The 15,103-nt window shown below is 65.6% G+C and carries 18 protein-coding genes; 5 read left to right on the plus strand and 13 right to left on the minus strand.

Annotation, left to right across the window (positions count from 1 at the left end; all coding sequences use genetic code 11):
• Nucleotides 1–22 precede the first annotated feature (22 nt).
• Together GGR00_RS09930 and GGR00_RS09935 are read left to right on the plus strand one after the other, a co-directional pair.
• Nucleotides 23–277 carry a hypothetical protein gene (locus GGR00_RS09930; protein ID WP_055980479.1) on the plus strand — a complete coding sequence of 85 codons (255 nt, stop codon included), beginning with the start codon at nt 23–25 and terminating at the stop codon, nt 275–277.
• Nucleotides 278–393: 116 nt separating this feature from the next.
• The gene (locus GGR00_RS09935) at nt 394–1,314 is read left to right on the plus strand and encodes a DMT family transporter (protein ID WP_184699353.1); all 921 of its coding nucleotides are present in this window, start codon (nt 394–396) and stop codon (nt 1,312–1,314) included.
• 184 nt (nt 1,315–1,498) lie between these two features.
• Here the strand turns inward: GGR00_RS09935 and GGR00_RS09940 are convergent, their stop codons facing one another.
• The 5 genes from GGR00_RS09940 to GGR00_RS09960 form a co-directional block, all read right to left on the minus strand.
• Entirely contained in the window at nt 1,499–1,984 is a 486-nt protein-coding gene (locus tag GGR00_RS09940) for a CAP domain-containing protein (protein ID WP_244487912.1), read from the minus strand.
• 161 nt (nt 1,985–2,145) lie between these two features.
• The gene (locus tag GGR00_RS09945) at nt 2,146–2,517 is read right to left on the minus strand and encodes a hypothetical protein (protein ID WP_055980473.1); all 372 of its coding nucleotides are present in this window, start codon (nt 2,515–2,517) and stop codon (nt 2,146–2,148) included.
• A gap of 12 nt (nt 2,518–2,529) precedes the next feature.
• Entirely contained in the window at nt 2,530–3,117 is a 588-nt protein-coding gene (locus tag GGR00_RS09950; protein ID WP_184699354.1) for a hypothetical protein, read from the minus strand.
• A gap of 90 nt (nt 3,118–3,207) precedes the next feature.
• On the minus strand, nt 3,208–5,649 hold the full coding sequence (locus GGR00_RS09955) for a GcvT family protein (RefSeq protein ID WP_184699355.1): 2,442 nt from the start codon (nt 5,647–5,649) through the stop codon (nt 3,208–3,210).
• A gap of 2 nt (nt 5,650–5,651) precedes the next feature.
• A complete protein-coding gene (locus GGR00_RS09960; protein WP_055980464.1) occupies nt 5,652–6,536 on the minus strand; it encodes a choline/ethanolamine kinase family protein in 885 nt (294 codons plus the stop codon).
• Nucleotides 6,537–6,750: 214 nt separating this feature from the next.
• On the opposite strand from GGR00_RS09960, the gene GGR00_RS09965 reads away from it, so the two are divergent.
• Nucleotides 6,751–7,515, plus strand: coding sequence for a DeoR/GlpR family DNA-binding transcription regulator (locus GGR00_RS09965; RefSeq protein ID WP_184699356.1), 765 nt, complete (start codon nt 6,751–6,753; stop codon nt 7,513–7,515).
• Here GGR00_RS09965 and GGR00_RS09970 read toward each other — a convergent pair.
• Both GGR00_RS09970 and GGR00_RS09975 read right to left on the minus strand, forming a co-directional pair.
• Nucleotides 7,512–8,903 (minus strand): sensor histidine kinase, encoded by a 1,392-nt coding sequence (locus tag GGR00_RS09970; RefSeq protein ID WP_184699357.1) that lies wholly within the window; start codon nt 8,901–8,903, stop codon nt 7,512–7,514. The two genes, GGR00_RS09965 and GGR00_RS09970, sit on opposite strands and share 4 nt — an antisense overlap.
• A complete protein-coding gene (locus GGR00_RS09975; RefSeq protein WP_055980455.1) occupies nt 8,900–9,574 on the minus strand; it encodes a response regulator transcription factor in 675 nt (224 codons plus the stop codon). Before GGR00_RS09975 ends, GGR00_RS09970 begins: the two co-directional genes overlap by 4 nt.
• Before the next feature lie 220 nt (nt 9,575–9,794).
• Between GGR00_RS09975 and GGR00_RS09980 the strand changes: the two genes are divergently transcribed.
• Together GGR00_RS09980 and GGR00_RS09985 are read left to right on the plus strand one after the other, a co-directional pair.
• On the plus strand, nt 9,795–10,394 hold the full coding sequence (locus tag GGR00_RS09980) for a class I SAM-dependent methyltransferase (protein WP_184699358.1): 600 nt from the start codon (nt 9,795–9,797) through the stop codon (nt 10,392–10,394).
• Nucleotides 10,391–11,008 (plus strand): DedA family protein, encoded by a 618-nt coding sequence (locus GGR00_RS09985; protein ID WP_055980450.1) that lies wholly within the window; start codon nt 10,391–10,393, stop codon nt 11,006–11,008. Before GGR00_RS09980 ends, GGR00_RS09985 begins: the two co-directional genes overlap by 4 nt.
• 21 nt (nt 11,009–11,029) lie before the next feature.
• Here the strand turns inward: GGR00_RS09985 and GGR00_RS09990 are convergent, their stop codons facing one another.
• From GGR00_RS09990 to fdhD, 6 genes are all read right to left on the minus strand, one after another.
• Complete coding sequence (locus GGR00_RS09990; protein WP_055980447.1) at nt 11,030–11,347, minus strand: hypothetical protein; 318 nt, start codon at nt 11,345–11,347, stop codon at nt 11,030–11,032.
• A gap of 42 nt (nt 11,348–11,389) precedes the next feature.
• Nucleotides 11,390–11,752 carry a nuclear transport factor 2 family protein gene (locus tag GGR00_RS09995; RefSeq protein ID WP_055980445.1) on the minus strand — a complete coding sequence of 121 codons (363 nt, stop codon included), beginning with the start codon at nt 11,750–11,752 and terminating at the stop codon, nt 11,390–11,392.
• A gap of 52 nt (nt 11,753–11,804) precedes the next feature.
• Complete coding sequence (locus GGR00_RS10000) at nt 11,805–12,278, minus strand: carboxymuconolactone decarboxylase family protein (RefSeq protein ID WP_055980985.1); 474 nt, start codon at nt 12,276–12,278, stop codon at nt 11,805–11,807.
• 107 nt (nt 12,279–12,385) lie between these two features.
• Nucleotides 12,386–13,939 carry an alpha/beta fold hydrolase gene (locus tag GGR00_RS10005; RefSeq protein ID WP_055980981.1) on the minus strand — a complete coding sequence of 518 codons (1,554 nt, stop codon included), beginning with the start codon at nt 13,937–13,939 and terminating at the stop codon, nt 12,386–12,388.
• 93 nt (nt 13,940–14,032) lie between these two features.
• Nucleotides 14,033–14,263, minus strand: a complete 231-nt coding sequence (locus GGR00_RS10010) for a formate dehydrogenase subunit delta (protein WP_244487911.1) — start codon at nt 14,261–14,263, stop codon at nt 14,033–14,035.
• Nucleotides 14,264–14,273: 10 nt separating this feature from the next.
• A complete protein-coding gene (gene fdhD / locus GGR00_RS10015; RefSeq protein ID WP_055980439.1) occupies nt 14,274–15,101 on the minus strand; it encodes a formate dehydrogenase accessory sulfurtransferase FdhD in 828 nt (275 codons plus the stop codon).
• Between the last annotated feature and the right edge of the window lie 2 nt (nt 15,102–15,103).

The raw sequence follows: 15,103 nt of genomic DNA on the forward strand, positions 1-15,103 counted from the left end.
CACTTGAATGCGAGGCGTAGCCATGAAGTTCAGGACCGTCTTGTTGCTGCTTACCGCCGCCGTTCTTGCCGGCTGCGTGTCATCGGAAGAACAGCGTGCCCGTGACGAGGAAAAGTGCCGCTCCTACGGGTTCAGCGCCCGTAACGACGCCTTTGCCGAGTGCCTGCAGCGCATCGAACTCGACCGCCGCGCCGAGTTCCGCCGCCGCAGCGACTTCGACGACTGGACCAGGCCTGTCGTGGTCTACAGGCCTGTCGTCGTCGCGCCCAGGCCGTGATCGCTGGCGCTGCGACGCAGCAACGCATGGTCCAGGGCACTTAGCCCTCGCAAACGCCGCGTTGCGGGCCTAGATAGGCGCGATCCGGGCCCGTTGCCCGGGCGGATTCCTGTGCCATGACCTTCCGACAAGCCCTTGCGCTGCCCAAGAACAATCTCGTTCTTGCCGGCGTCCTGTTGATGCTCCTGGGCGACTTCATGTTCGCCCTCAACGATGCCATGGGCAAATGGCTGGTCACCAGCTTTTCCGTCGGCCAGGTGCTCCTGATCCGCTCGATCGGCGCCTTCATCATCCTCGGCCCGATGATCGCCAAGCAAGGCGTGGGCCCCTTGACCAGGGTCGAGCGTCCCGGCCTGCAGGTATTGCGCGTCGTGCTCGCCACGGCCGACACGGGATTCTTTTACGCTGCCGTCGCCTATCTGCCGCTTGCCGACGTCATGACCTTCTACATGGCAGGCCCGATCTACATCGCCGCCCTTTCGCACTTCTTCCTGGGCGAAAAGGTCGGCTGGCGCAGGTGGATCGCCATCGTGCTCGGCTTCTGCGGCGTGGTCATCGCGCTGCGCCCGTCGACCGCCTCGCTGTCGTGGCCGTCGCTGTTCGCCATCGTCGGCAGCCTGTCCTTCTCCGTCACGCTGATCCTCAGCCGCAAGCTGCGCGCCACCAACGACACCACCCTCGTCACCTGGCAGACGCTTGGCGCGCTCGCCGCCGGCGGCGTGCTGGCGGTCGCCGACTGGCGGGCGCCAAGTGCGCTCGACTGGTCGGCCATGCTGCTGCTTGGCGTCGTCTCATGCGCGGCGCACCTGATGATCACGCGCGCGCTCAAGCTTGCGCCCGCCTCGCTGCTGGCGCCGCTGCAATACACGCTGCTGCTGTGGGCGGTGGTGATGGGCATCGCCTTCTTCGGCGACTATCCCGACGCCCAGGGCCTCGTCGGCTCGGCGATCATCGTCGTTGCCGGCCTGTTCATCTTCCACCGCCAGAAGGTGGTCGACAAGGCAGAGCCCGAGACGGTGCCGACCAGCGTGCATTGAGCACCTAAACAAACTGGAAATTACCCCACCCCCATCCCCTCCCCACAAGGGGGAGGGGATGGCCTCGCAGCCTCTTCCTGCCACCTCATTAAAGGTTGGCATCAAGTGTTCGCGAAGCCGCCGGTCCTCCGCCCTTGTGGGGAGGGGTTAGGGGTGGGGTATGTTGCCGCAATCCTGAAGGAAGCTACCGCCCCAGCACCAGCGCCCAGTAGCGCTTGTCGCTGCCCTTGCCCTCGCGGACATAGGCGAGCCCGAACTTGCTGAACCTGGGGTCGAGCATGTTGCGGCGGTGCCCGGCGGAGTTCATCCACATTGAAAACAGCTTGGCCGGCTCCATGCCGCCATGGGCGACGTTTTCCGCTGCCGCCCCCTCGACGCCGTTGTCGTTCATGCGGGCGGCAAAATCCTTGCCCCAGCCGGTGGTGTGCTCCATCTTGCCGCTGCGTGCCATGTAGCCCGCCTGCTGCAGGGCGGCACGTTCCAGCGTTGTATCGGGGCGCAACGGCGGCAAGCCGTGCTCCGAGCGGATGGTCTCGAGATAAGCGACACCCGTCGCCGACGCACCGGCGCCGTCACCCGCGAGGTTCGAACCGGTTTGGCACGCGGCCAGGAACAGCAGTCCGCCGATTGCCGTTGCGCGCAATGCCGCGCGAGCCATCTTCTTCGCCATCATCCGGTCCTTGTCTCGTGCCCGTCCTTGCGAGCCTTGATAAGGCAGATCATGGCTTTTTGGCGAGTGCTGCTCGCCCGGCCGGCCGCGTTAAGATCGCGGTTGGAACGTTTTATGCCCTTGTCCCCGCCGGATCGAGTGGCGGCTTGAGCTACCGCCCGTCACGCGGCGGGCGCGCCGGGGATGGGGAACGAGATGGGCAGGCCTGCGCTTTCGATTGCCTTGTTGATTGCTCCCCACAGAATGGAGACGAGCGCATTCCAGGCTTTCTCGATGGTCAGGATCGTCAAGGCCACCAGGGTGCGGGCAAAATTCTCCGCCGACGCCCTCAGGCTCTCGGTGAAGAAATCGCGGTCGTCCGCGTCGATGTCGCCGCTGATTGCAGCTTGCGCGATCAGTGCAGCCTGCTTGGCCAGCAGTTTTGTCTGCTCCTCCGCGAACTGCACATGATCCCTGACATCGTCTCCGATTATCTTGGTCAACGAGGACAAGATTTTCTTGCTGACGGCCTCGGGCTTGAATGGAAGCGCCATGATTACCTCCCGCTATCGTTCGAGGGCCTTTTCATAGATCAGGGCATTCCGGATCAGGATTTCGAACTGATTCTTGAAAAGCCCGGTACTTGTCGTGGAAAGGCCGCGGCGCTCGTCCGTGTCGCGCATTCGCGTCAGCAGCGACACGATCTGTTCCGTGGCTTCGATGGTGGGGGCCTGGCTGAGCAAGTCGATCTGCCCGGCCCTTGCACTGGCCAGCGAGCGGGTCTTCAGGAACAGCGCCGGCGGTGGCGGCGAGGGCCGCGATTTGGCTTGCAGCCGGAGCGCGTCAAACTGGCCGATGAGGGAATCGTATTCGGGCTTCCGCTTGCCAAAGCCTTGCGCCTTGCTGCCGGACGAGACAGACGCAAACAGGATCATTGTCTGCTCGTTCGCCGTCGTGAGACCTTGAACGATTGTCTTGTCGAACATCGGTGCAAGCTGGATTGCGCAGCCTGCCATGTTGAGCGCGAGCAGGATGGGCAACAGCAGCCGAACCAATGTCAGCTTGAAGCCGATCAGATGCGATGGGGCGAGGGCACCATGTCTGCTTGACCCGGTTGCCGGGATGCAACCGCCTGGCGGCCGGAAGCCATTCATGAACGCCCCCTTGCTTTGCCATGAATGTTACTCCAGGTTGCTGTATATGTAAATTACTACTATAAGTAGAAGAATTAATTGGCTTGAAATCTATCCTTTCACGCGCGTGCCTTCCGGATCGAACAGCGGCTCGAGATGGATCTGCGCTTGCACCCGCTCCATCGCCACGACCAGCTCATAGCTGCCGCCGGTCAGGAAGGCGTCGTCGACTCCCCCGGCATTGCGGACGTAACCGAAGCCGATGTTCTTGCCGACGGTGTAGCCATAGCCGCCGCTGGTGAGGTAGCCGACCGGCTGGCCGTCGCGCAGGATCGTCTCGCGGCCGACAAGCACGACCTCCTTGTCATCGACCGTGAAGCAGGCGAGCCGCTTGGTCAGCGGCGCGTTGTCGAGCTTTTCCAGCGCCTTGCGGCCGAGGAAACCGGTGTCCTTCTTCAGCTTCACCGTCCAGCCGAGGCCCGCCTCGAAGGGCGTGTCGTTGGGCGTAATGTCGGAGCCCCAGGCGCGGTAGCCCTTTTCGAGCCGCAACGATTCCAGCGCGCGGTAGCCGACCGGGCGGATGTCATGCGCCTTGCCCGCCGCCATCAGCGTGTCGAACACCTCGCCGGTGGCGCCGATCGGCACGTGCAGCTCCCAACCGAGTTCGCCGACATAGGTGACGCGCAACGCGCGGACCGTGGCGCCGGCGATGGTGATCTCACGCACATGGCCGAAGGGGAAGGCGGCGTTGGAAACGTCCACATCCGTGACGGCCGCAAGCACGTTCCGCGCATTCGGCCCCATCAGCGACAATGTGCCGAACTGTTCGGTGACATCGACCAGCTTTGCGTCCAGTCCAGCCGGGATGTGGTCGCTGATCCAGGCGAGGTCGTGGGTGCGGAAACCGGTGCCGGTGACGATGTAGAACTTGTCGTCCGCAAGCCGCGCCACGGTCAGGTCGGCTTCGATGCCGCCGCGCGTGTTGAGCAACTGCGTGTAGGTCAGCCGCCCCGCAGGCTTCGACACGTCGTTGGCGCAGATGAAGTCGAGCGCCTTCTGCGCATCCTTGCCCGTCATCTCGTATTTGGCGAAGGACGACTGGTCGAACACGCCCACCGCCTTGCGCACATGGGCGTGCTCGTCGCCGACCGGCTCGAACCAGTTCTGCCGGCCCATCGCGTAGATGTCTCTGGCCTCCATGCCCGTTGGCGCAAACCAGTTGGGCCGCTCCCAGCCGAGCTTCGAGCCGAACACCGCACCGTGCGCCTTCAGCCGCTCATAGAGCGGCGAGACGATGTACGGCCGCCCGCTGTCATATTCCTCGTGCGGATAGCCGATCGTGTAGTGCTTGCCATAAGCTTCGAGCGTGCGGTCCGACACCCACTGCCGGTCGCGGTGAAGGCTCGAAAAGCGCCGGATGTCGACGACCCAGAGGTCGAGCGGCGCCTCGCCATCGACCACCCACTGCGCCAGAACCCAGCCGGCGCCGCCGCCCGAGGCGATGCCGAAGGCGTTGAAGCCGGCGCCGACGAACATGTTCGAACATTCGGGCGCAGCACCGAGGATGAAGTTGCCGTCGGGCGTGAAGCTTTCCGGGCCGTTGATCATCTGCTTGACGCCGACGTCAGCCAGTCCCGGCACGCGCTCGATCGCCTGCACCATGTGCTGCTCGAAGTGATCGAAATCGTCATCGAACAGACGGAATTCCCAGTCGTTGGGCACGTCGCCCGTCGTCCAGCCCTGCGGGTTGGGCTCATAGCCGCCCATCACCAGCCCGCCGACCTCCTCCTTGAAATAGGTGCGGCGGTCGGGGTCGCGCAGCGTCGGCGCGTCGGTGGCGAGCCCCGGCAGCTTCTCGGTGATGATGTACTGGTGCTTCACCGGCTGCAGCGGCACGTTGATGCCGGCCATCGCGCCCACCTGCCGCGCCCACTGGCCGGCGCAGTTCACCACCTTGTCGCAGGAAATGTCGCCCTGGTCGGTCCTAACCTTGACGATGCGGCCGTCCTTCATCTCGAAGCCGGCCACCCGCACGTTCTCGAACAGCTTCGCGCCATGCATGCGCGCGCCCTTGGCCAGCGACTGGGTGATGTCGGACGGGCTCGCCTGGCCGTCGGTGGGCAGCCAGGAGGCGCCGACGAGATCCGAGGTGTCCATCAGCGGCCACATGCGCTTGACCTCATCCGGCGACACCAGCTGCATGTCCATGCCGAAGCTCTTGGCCGTCGTCGCCAGCCGCTTGTATTCGGTCCAGCGGTCCTGGTTGGTGGCGAGGCGCAGGCAGCCGGTCATCTTCCAGCCGGTGGCGAGCCCGGTCTCGGCCTCAAGCCCCTTGTACAGTTCGACCGAGTATTTGAGCACGCGCGTGATCGAGGCCGACGAGCGCAACTGACCGACCAGTCCCGCCGCATGCCATGTCGAGCCCGAGGTCAGCTTGCCCTGTTCGAGCAGGATCACGTCGGCCTTGTGGTCGCGCGCCAGGTGATAGGCCGTCGAGCAGCCGATAATGCCGCCGCCGATGACGACGATCTGCGCGTGCGAGGGGAGGGCCATGACTACAGTTTCCCGTATTGGTTCTGGTAGGTTTCGAGCGCGACCTCGAGCTTGCCGAGGTTTTCCGTGGTGTAGGCGACATAGTCGCTGCCGGGCGCGGAGAGGTGGAGTTCCGAGACCATGCTCCACATCGCCTCGCGCAGCAGCGAGGCGCACTGCATGGCCGCATGCGAGCGGCGGATATCCAGGTTGGGCGGCCCGCCGAAATAGGTGGTGAGCAGTTCGTCCGACTCCTGCTCCGTCATCCCCGCATTGGAGGCGATGCCGGCAAGGTCGAACATTCCGGTCGAGAACCCGGCATATTCGAAGTCGATCAGCCACAGCCTGTCGCCGTCGTCGAGGAAGTTGGCCGGCAGCAGGTCGTTGTGGCCGAAGATGATCGGCAGCGGTGCCTGTGCCTCCTCGAGCGCGTCTGCCAGTTCGAGATAGCGCGGCAGGTCGGCCGTCATCCGGCTGCCGCCGGCCTGAAGCGTGCGGGCATAGTCGCGGATCACGTGGAAGGCCCAGAACATGAAGCCGGGCCCCGAAACATACCTGGGCATCTCCAGATGAAAGCGCCTGACCATGCGGGCGATGCCCGTTGCATTGGCCCGGACGTCGCCGCCGCCATAGGTCCGGGCGCCGAGAAACGCGGTCACCATCACGCCGGGTGCCGCATATTGCAGCTCCGGCGCGAAGCCCGCCTCGAAGGCTGCCTTCGCCACCATCACCTCGCGCTCGCGGATGACGTGATGGAAGGGAAAGTCCTTGCCGAAGCGCACGACATGCGCCCCCGACGCATCGCTCACCACCCAGCTTTCGTTGCTGATGCCGCCCTTGAGCGGCGCGATCGTCACTGCCCCGTTCCACAAGGGCAAGGCGCGGATGCGGTCCTCGCTGTTCGACATCCAGCCTCTCCGTGCCGTGTCCGGCGCGTTCCCCTTGCGCCTTTGTCTTGTTGAGGGGCAGTCTCACGCGGCGAAAGCTGCGGTGTCAATCCGGATTTGTGGTTTTTATTGTTATTTTGCCCGTATCTGTTGAGAATGGCGCCATGAGTGCGGTAGAGTCAGTCAAATCGGAACTCAAAACCGGCCATTTCGGCCGTTCGAGCGGGGCCGTCTGATGAATCACTCCAAGCGCCACAGCGAAATCCTGCGCCTGCTCGAAGACGAGGGTACGATCACCATCGCCGACCTTGCCGACAAGCTCGGGGTCTCGCTGGAAACCGTGCGCCGCGACGTCAAGCCGTTGGCCTCGGATGGTGCGATCCTCAAGATGCACGGCGCCATCGGCCTGCCGTCGGCCGTCGGCGAAGCGCCCTTCGAGCGCCGCATGCGCGAAAATGCCGAGGCCAAGCGGGCCATCGCCAAGGCCGTCGCCGCCACCATCCATGACGGCGAGTCGGTCATGCTCGATACCGGCACGACGACGAGCTATCTCGCCCGGGAACTGCTTGGCCATCGCCGCCTGACGGTGGTGACCAACTCGTCCGACATCGCCCGGACGCTGGCCACCGTCAACGGCAACAAGGTCTACATGGCCGGCGGCGAGTTGCGCAGCGACAGCGGCGCTGCCTTCGGCATCTCGGCCATCGAGTTCGTCAGCCGCTTCGCCGTCACCCATGCGGTGATTTCCGCCGGTGCCGTCGACGCAGCCAATGGGGTGATGGACTACAATCTCGAGGAAGCCGAGTTCGCCCGCATGGTCCTGGCGCGCGGCCAGCGTTCCGTTGTCGTGACCGACCACACCAAGTTCGGCCGCCAGGGCTTGGTCCAGGTCTGCGGCTTCTCCGGCTTCACCGAGCTTTTCACCGACCGCCAGCCCCCGGACGACCTCGCCGGGGCGCTGGCCGAGGCGGGCGCGCAACTGTCGATATCCGGCCGCTAGGCCAGCGGCTCGCGTGGAAACACCAGCCTGAAGCAGGCGCCGCGTTGCTCGCCGCTGGCCAGTTCGATGCGGCCGCCGTGCATCTGCATGATCTCCTGGACCAGGTTGAGGCCGAGGCCGGCACCATGCCCGCGCGAGCGCAGCCGGTAGAACGGCTCGAAGATCTTGTCGCGTTCGGATGCCGGCACGCCTTCGCCTTCATCGGAGATCTCGATCGTCGCCGGCAGTTCGATCGCAATGCCGATCCGGCCGGCATTGCCGCCATGCTCGATGGCATTCTGCACCAGATTGGTGACGGCCCGTTCGATCGCCGTCTGGTCGCCATTGATGATCAGCTCTCCCACTGACGGTTCGAACGTCATCTCGTAGCCCGCGGCAAAAGCCATCGGCGCGAGATCGACGATGACGCCGCGCGCCAGGGCCACGAGGTCGACGCGGACGAGACGTTCCGATTGCCGCCCCAGGCGCTGGATGTCGAGCAACTGGTCGGTCAGCGTCGACAGCCGGGCCGTGTCCTGCAGCAGCCGTGCCCGCTCCGGCGTCGCCGGCAGGGAGGTGATGCGCGTGTTGAGGATGGCGACGGGCGTGCGCAGCTCATGCGCGGCGTCGATCAGGAAGCGCTTGTGCCGTTCATAGCCCTTGTCGAGGCGGTCGAGCGCCCCGTTGACGGCTTTGACCAGAGGCGCGATCTCCAAGGGTATCTGCTCCACCGGCAGGCGAACGCCACGTTCGTCGATGTCGATCTTCTGCGCCTCGGCGGCCGCGCGCCGCAGGCCGGCGAAGGCGTTGCGGACCACCAGCGGGATCACCAGCAGCGTCGCCACCGCCATCACGCCACCGACCGGCAGGATGAAGTCGGTGAATATCTCTGGCGTTATTTCCAGCAGCGCCGTGATCTTGAAGCGACCTTGCGCGCCGGTGAATATCTGGACCCTGCCGGCGTTGGTGTCGTACCAGTCCACCGACGCCGCAGGCAGCGTCGTTCCTTTCTTCCAGACCAGCCTCGCACTGTCGATATGGTCGAGCGCGGCGGCCATCCGGGCAAACTCCGGCGGCACGGTGCCTTCCGACATCGAATGCCCGTGCTCGTCGCGCAGCACGAACCAAAGCTCGGGTACTTCCTTGCGCAGGTCGGCCAATGCCTTGCCGTTCTTCAGCACAAGTTCGCCCGAGGGATCCTTGCGCACGTCCTTCACCAGCACCTGGACGGCACGCCCCTCGTAATTGTCGGGAATGACGCCGGTGACGATCAGGGCGCCGAATACCACGCCGATCAGCAGCGTCAGCAGAACCACCTGCAGCACGACGAGCCGCCACACCAACCGCCATTTCAGCGAGATCGGGCGGAAGAAGCGCTTGAGCGAGCGGAGAATGCGGACGGCGTTCATGACGTCTCGCGCAGCATGTAGCCGACGCCGCGCACGCCGTTGATCTCAACGCCGCCGTCCGCCTCGGCAAGCTTGCGCCGCAGGCGCGAGACGTGGGTGTCGAGCGCGTTGGACTGGATCTCGTCGTCGAGACCGAACACCGCCTCCATCAGCGAGGCGCGTTGCACCATGCGTCCCATGCGCCTCAGCAGCGCCTCCAGCACCAGAAGCTCGCGGCGGGGCAGGGTCAGCGCCTCGCCGCGGATCGAAACCTCGCGATGGCCGAAATCGAATGCCATCTGGCCGGCCCGGATCACCTGCGTCTGCATGTTGGCGGGCCGGCGCAGCAGGGCGCGCAAGCGGGCCAGCAGCTCCTCGAAGGCGAAGGGCTTGGCCAGGTAGTCGTCAGCGCCCATGTCGAGGCCGTCGACCTTGTCGGAGGTGTCGCTGCGTGCCGTCAGAACCAGCACCGGCGTGGCGTTGCCGCGTGCCCGCAGCTTGGGCACCAGCGTCAGGCCGTCTCCGTCGGGCAGCTGGCGGTCGAGCAGGATGGCGTCATAGGCATCTTCGGCAGCGAAGTCGCCGGCTTCCAGCAGGGAGGCGGCGTGGTCGACCACCATGTCGTGCCGCTTCAGCGCCGTGCGCAGGGCCGAGGCCAGTTCCGGCTCGTCTTCGACCAGCAATATACGCATTCAACGTCCCCGATAGGTGCACGAACGGATGTGAGATGTGGCCGGGCTAACGACTCAACATTGCCGAAGCATTGCGAAACAACCGCCTGGCGATGCAACCGAGAAATGCCGGAACTCCGGATTTCCCGCAATGCCTGTGTAATCCAGAGGCCGCAAACAGCCCCGACCAGCCGTCGGCGGCCGATTCGCCGGCCGTGATGAATACGAAAGAGGTTCGGAAATGACTGCGAGCGAAACATTGACCTTTCTCAAGGCCTGGGCCCGTGCGCCGCTGAAGATGGGCGCTGTCGCGCCATCGGGTGCCAGCCTGTCGACCCTGATGACGCGTCACCTCGGGCCGGAGACCGGTCCGGTGCTGGAACTCGGCGCCGGAACCGGGTCACTCACCCGGGCGATGCTGGCGCGCGGCGTTCGCGAGGAGGACCTGACGCTGATAGAGTTCGACGCCAGCCTGACCCACCTGCTCCGCTGCCGCTTTCCCCGCGCGCGCGTGCTGGAAATGGACGCAGCCGAACTGCGCAGCCGGCCGCTCTTTGATGGCCCGGTCGCCGGCGCCGCCGTCAGCGGCCTGCCTTTCCTGGCGATCCCGCCGCGCCAGACGCTCGCCATCCTCGAAGGCGTTTTCGCTAATGTCAGGCCCGATGGGGCGATGTATATATTCACTTACGGCTTCCGTTGTCCTATCGATCAGCCGCTGCTCGACAGGCTCGATCTCGAAGTGACGCGCGTTGGCCATACTTTCCGCAATCTGCCGCCGGCCGCAGTCTATCGGATCATCAGGATGAAGCCGGCAAAGAGTTACGACTGGCGTTTTGCATGATTCCATCGATCCTGGGCTTCGGACTGTTTGGCGCGGCGTGTCTTGCCTTCACCGAGAAGATATCGCCGGTCCCACCGTCGCATGTGCTGCTGCTGTTTCTCGGCATGACCGCCGCCCCGGACATGCAGACGCTCGTCGCGCTGATGTTTGCGACCATGATCGGGTCGACCCTTGGTTCGATGATCTGGTACGCCGGCGGCAACTGGCTGGGGCCTGACCGCGCCGATGCCTTCGTTCGGCGTTTCGGCAAATTCGTCTTCCTCAAGCACGCCACCTACCACCGGCTGACGCAGGCCTATCGCCGCAACAACTTCCGGGCTTCGCTGGTGGCGCAACTGGTGCCGGTGGCGCGCACCTACCTGGCGCTCGAGGCCGGCGTCCTGCGGCTTTCCTTCCTGCCCTTCGCACTCGCCACGCTGTGCGGCGCCCTGATCTGGAATTCCGCCTTCCTGGTCGGCGGCTATCTGATGCGCGACGGCGACCACGATCCGGTGACCATCGGCTTCCGCATCGTTGCGATCGTCGTCGCCGCCGAGATCGTCTTCCTCCTGGCATTGCGCCACAGCACCCGGAGGCCGGCCGAAGACCGCCCTCCGGGCGAACCGCCCCGATAGGCATTGGTGGACCGGTGGCCGTCAGTCCTGGATCACGCGATAGAAGTTCCAGTAGGACGAGCCTGAGACCACGAAGGGCTCGAGCTTCTTTCCCCATTGGGCGTGGGCGTCGATCTTCGACAGCTTGGCGAACATCTCTTCGATCTGCGCCAGGCTTTCGACGTTGTGGTTGACCTCGATCGTGGCTTCCTTGGCGCCGATCGATCCGGTCAGGATCTGCATCGCCATCTTGTCGGTCCCGGCTTGCGGACCGATTTCACGTTCCCATTGGCGCAACAGATCGATGGCGCTTTGTTTGTGCCCGAAGCGGGCATCGATCTTCCAGCGTGCGACGAACATGGCTTCCTCCCATTCTGCGGGCGACCATTCGCCCGCATCCGATCACTCGTCCCAGGCCTGCACGACGGTCTGCCGCGCGATCTTGCCATCCTTGAGTTCCAGCATGGCGGCGCAGAAAACCTTGGTGCCGTCCGGGTAGGCACAGGCTTGCGAGAAGGCGAGGCTGTCGCCTTGCGCGATGGTGGTGTCGACGCGGTGGGTCATCGCCCGGCTGCAGATGTCATCCCAGAAGGTGGTGATCGCAGCCCGGCCGCGGATCTCGCGTGGCTTGCTCGGCGGGTTGTTGCGGTCGATGACGCGCACCAGCGCGTCGTCGGCATAGAAGCTGGACAGCATCTTGCCGTCGCGGCCTTCGATCGCCTTCTTGATCGAGGCACCGGTCACGGCTTCCTTGGTGGCAAGCATGTGTTCCTCCTTTCGGTGCCGCGTTGGGCACCTGGTTGATCGGTCGGTGGGCCTATTGCGACTTGGCCTTGGCCGCTGCCATGGCCGTGTCGACCTCCTGCTTGAACTGCGGGTAGTCGACCTGCATGCCGTTCAGCACCGTCGACCAGTGACGCACGATCGCCGACATCGCCACGGCCTCGCGGATCTCCTCGTCGGTGGCGCCGTTGGCCTTGGCGGCCGCGGTGTGGAAATAGATGCAGTACTGGCACGGGATCTGCGCTGCGACCGCCAGGCCGAGCAGTTCCTTGGTCTTGCCGTCCAGCTCGGTCTTGGGGTTGAGCTGAATGCCCTTGAATTCGGCCCAGGCGCCGGCGACGCCGGCCTCCGGAAACTGTTTGAAGAAGCCGGGCACCGAGCCGAGCGTGGCCTCGATGTCCTTGTAGGTCGTCGCGGCAGTGGCGTCTTCGGCGATGGCGCCGGATGTGGCCAAAGCGGCGAGCCCGGCGGCAACCGCGAGCGATGCGAACAGTCTGCTCTTGCTCATCTTTTCCTCCATCGGCAGGTGCGAGGCCCGATTTCAGCCTGCCTGCATGGGGAGAATTTGTAGCCGCCGGCGACGCCTTTCCGCTTCGCCCGAAAGGGCCATTTCCGCTATGGCCCGTCCGGGCCAGCCTGGCGGGCGGCAAACGCCGCTGCCGCCGCGCGTGACGGCAGGTCGAGCTTCAGCAGGATGTTGGCGACATGGCGCTTGACCGTGTGCTCGCTGAGGCTGAGCTCCGCGGCGATCGCGGCATTGCTCTTGCCGTCGGCGATCAGTGCCACCACCTCGTTCTCGCGCACCGTCAGGGTCGATGGCTCCACCGTGATCGCCCGGCTGCGGCAGGCCGGTTCCAGGTGCTGTTCCGACGTCGCCTCGACCAGCGCCAGCGGCTCGTCGAGATCGTCGAGGGGCAACCTTCCGGCATCGATGAAACGCAGGCCCGAACCGGCGGCAAGATCGGCGACCAGCCGCGAGGCGAGGATGCCGCCGCGCCCGGCATGGTCGGCGATCTGCGCCGCCACGCGGATCGCCAGACCGGAGAGAGGCCCGCGCATCTCGACTTCGCCGACATGCACGCCTTGCGCGCTGGCGATGCCGATGTCCTGGGCCGCCTCGCGCAGGGCGGCGGCGCAGCGCACCGCCCGTGCCGGGCCGTCGAAGCGCGAGACCAGCATTTCGCCATGCTGGTCGGCGACGCGGCCGCCGTGTCGCCCGACCAGGAGGCGCCAGGTCTCGTGGAAGCGCAGGCTGCGCTCGCTCCACATCCGGTCGCCCAGCCGTGCCGTATCCGAAATGCGGGTGACCAGCAGGGCGGCCAGCACCCGTTCCGTGTCGGGTGCCGCATGCGCCCCGGTCAGGAATTCCTCGACCAGGTCGGCGACACGGTTGACGTCGCCCGTCCAGATCGGATGGTCGCGCCCGGTGATCTCGGCAAGCCGCGCCCCGGGGATCTTCTGCGCGAGGTAGCGGCTGGCGTCGGGATTGACCCGCGCGTCGTTGCGGCGATGGATCAGCAGCGTCGGCGCGCGGATGCGCGCCAGCTCGCCACGTACGTCGATGTCCGCGTTCATCCGGGCCAGTGCGGCGGCGGCGGCCGGGCTCGCCGACAGGCGCTCGAAGCGGGCCCACCAGTTGGCGAAGCGGCTGTCGTCGACACGTCCGGGCGCGAACTGCGCCAGGGTTGCGCCTGTGCCCCACGCGGTCGCCGCCGCCTCGATGAAGGCGTCGAGCCGGTCCCGCGCCATCACCCATCTGTGGAACTGCGCGTAGCCGCCATAGAGCACCAGCGACCGGGTGCGCTCCGGATAGGTCGCGGCAAACAGGATCGCCATCGGCGCGCCCTCCGACGCGCCCAGGATCGCGGCACGGCTCGATCCGACGGCGTCCATCACCGCGCGCACGTCGTCCATGCGCGTTTCGAGGCTGGGCAGGGCATGCGCGTCGACCCGGTCGGACAGCCCGGTTCCGCGCTTGTCGAACAGGATCAGCCGGGAAAAGGCCGACAGCCGGTGCAACAGCCGGCTGTAGCCTTCGTCTTCCCAGTGCAGGTCGAGATTGGAGATGAAACCCGGCACGAAAACCAGGTCGATCGGCCCCTGGCCGACCACCTGATAGGCAATATGGACGTCACCGCTGCGCGCATACCGGGTCGCGATCGGCCTCATCGGAGCCACCCCGTCGGCAAAAACCATTAGGGATGGCTAACATAGCAGATGTTTGGTCGGGAGGAACGGCCTGTTCCGCCCGTCGCTATGCACTCAGGCGGCGTCCTGCCTGGGGCGCCGGATCGTGGCTCCAGCCTCGATCACGGTCGGCTTCATGCCGTCGCCGCCAGCGTCCAGCATCTCGAAGAACTGGCGGCGCATGCGAGGGTCCCAGAACTTGTTGATGTGCTCGGCGATGCCTGCCACACCTTCCTCATGCGGCTTCGAATCGAAGAAAGTGGCGATCTGGTTCGCCATGTAGACGAGCTTTTGCTTGGTGCTCATCCTGCCGTCATCATGCGACATTTTTCGCGGCTCCGGTATTCACGCGGTCAGGGTGGGTGAAGATGTCGAAATCGTCGCCGCGCACCAGCGCGACGAGTGTCATGCCCGCCTGTTCGGCGGTGCGGATGGCCAATGCCGTGGGCGCCGAGACGGCGATGATGAAGGGCGCGCCGATGGCCGCCGTCTTCTGCACCATCTCGACCGAGACGCGGCTGGTAACCACCACCGCGCCCGAACCGCCGGCGATGCCGGCCCGGTCAAGCGCGCCGGCCAGCTTGTCGAGCGCGTTGTGGCGCCCGACGTCCTCGCGCGCCGCGACCACGCCCTTGCCCGGCACGTAGAAGCCGGCGGCATGCACCGCGCCCGTTTCGGCGTGAAGCGGCTGCATCTTGGACAGCATCTTGACCGCCTGCACGATGTCCTCGGCGGCAAGGCCGAGCACCGGCCGGTGCACGTCGCAGACCGAGCGCATCGCTTCCTCGATGGATTCGATGCCGCACAGGCCGCAGCCGACGGGGCCGGCGAGGCGGCGCCGACGCTGTTCGAAGCGCTTGTTGGCCTTGTCCTTGAGCCGGATCTGGATGTCGATGCCGGCCTCGACGTCGAGCACCTCGATCGACTCGATCTCCTCGACCGAGCCGATGATGCCTTCGGTCAGCGAAAAGCCGAGCGCGAAATCCTCGAAGTCGGCCGGGCTCGCCATCATCACCGCATGCGTGGTGCCGCCATAGGACAGCGCCACCGGCGTCTCCTCGGGCACCATGCGATTGGCCGCCGAGGTCCCGCTCGCCCGTCGGGCGAGGCGGGATGTCTGGGTGATGGCGGGACGGTCGCTCACCG

The organism is Aminobacter aganoensis, assembly GCF_014206975.1.
Taxonomy (GTDB): domain Bacteria; phylum Pseudomonadota; class Alphaproteobacteria; order Rhizobiales; family Rhizobiaceae; genus Aminobacter; species Aminobacter aganoensis.

Bases quoted from the DNA above. Each gene is read 5' to 3' on its own strand.
- GGR00_RS09930 (WP_055980479.1), top strand. From the start codon at position 23: ATGAAGTTCAGGACCGTCTTGTTGCTGCTTACCGCCGCCGTTCTTGCC.
- GGR00_RS09935 (WP_184699353.1), top strand. From the start codon at position 394: ATGACCTTCCGACAAGCCCTTGCGCTGCCCAAGAACAATCTCGTTCTT.
- GGR00_RS09940 (WP_244487912.1), bottom strand. From the start codon at position 1,984: ATGGCGAAGAAGATGGCTCGCGCGGCATTGCGCGCAACGGCAATCGGC.
- GGR00_RS09945 (WP_055980473.1), bottom strand. From the start codon at position 2,517: ATGGCGCTTCCATTCAAGCCCGAGGCCGTCAGCAAGAAAATCTTGTCC.
- GGR00_RS09950 (WP_184699354.1), bottom strand. From the start codon at position 3,117: ATGAATGGCTTCCGGCCGCCAGGCGGTTGCATCCCGGCAACCGGGTCA.
- GGR00_RS09955 (WP_184699355.1), bottom strand. From the start codon at position 5,649: ATGGCCCTCCCCTCGCACGCGCAGATCGTCGTCATCGGCGGCGGCATT.
- GGR00_RS09960 (WP_055980464.1), bottom strand. From the start codon at position 6,536: ATGTCGAACAGCGAGGACCGCATCCGCGCCTTGCCCTTGTGGAACGGG.
- GGR00_RS09965 (WP_184699356.1), top strand. From the start codon at position 6,751: ATGAATCACTCCAAGCGCCACAGCGAAATCCTGCGCCTGCTCGAAGAC.
- GGR00_RS09970 (WP_184699357.1), bottom strand. From the start codon at position 8,903: ATGAACGCCGTCCGCATTCTCCGCTCGCTCAAGCGCTTCTTCCGCCCG.
- GGR00_RS09975 (WP_055980455.1), bottom strand. From the start codon at position 9,574: ATGCGTATATTGCTGGTCGAAGACGAGCCGGAACTGGCCTCGGCCCTG.
- GGR00_RS09980 (WP_184699358.1), top strand. From the start codon at position 9,795: ATGACTGCGAGCGAAACATTGACCTTTCTCAAGGCCTGGGCCCGTGCG.
- GGR00_RS09985 (WP_055980450.1), top strand. From the start codon at position 10,391: ATGATTCCATCGATCCTGGGCTTCGGACTGTTTGGCGCGGCGTGTCTT.
- GGR00_RS09990 (WP_055980447.1), bottom strand. From the start codon at position 11,347: ATGTTCGTCGCACGCTGGAAGATCGATGCCCGCTTCGGGCACAAACAA.
- GGR00_RS09995 (WP_055980445.1), bottom strand. From the start codon at position 11,752: ATGCTTGCCACCAAGGAAGCCGTGACCGGTGCCTCGATCAAGAAGGCG.
- GGR00_RS10000 (WP_055980985.1), bottom strand. From the start codon at position 12,278: ATGAGCAAGAGCAGACTGTTCGCATCGCTCGCGGTTGCCGCCGGGCTC.
- GGR00_RS10005 (WP_055980981.1), bottom strand. From the start codon at position 13,939: ATGAGGCCGATCGCGACCCGGTATGCGCGCAGCGGTGACGTCCATATT.
- GGR00_RS10010 (WP_244487911.1), bottom strand. From the start codon at position 14,263: ATGAGCACCAAGCAAAAGCTCGTCTACATGGCGAACCAGATCGCCACT.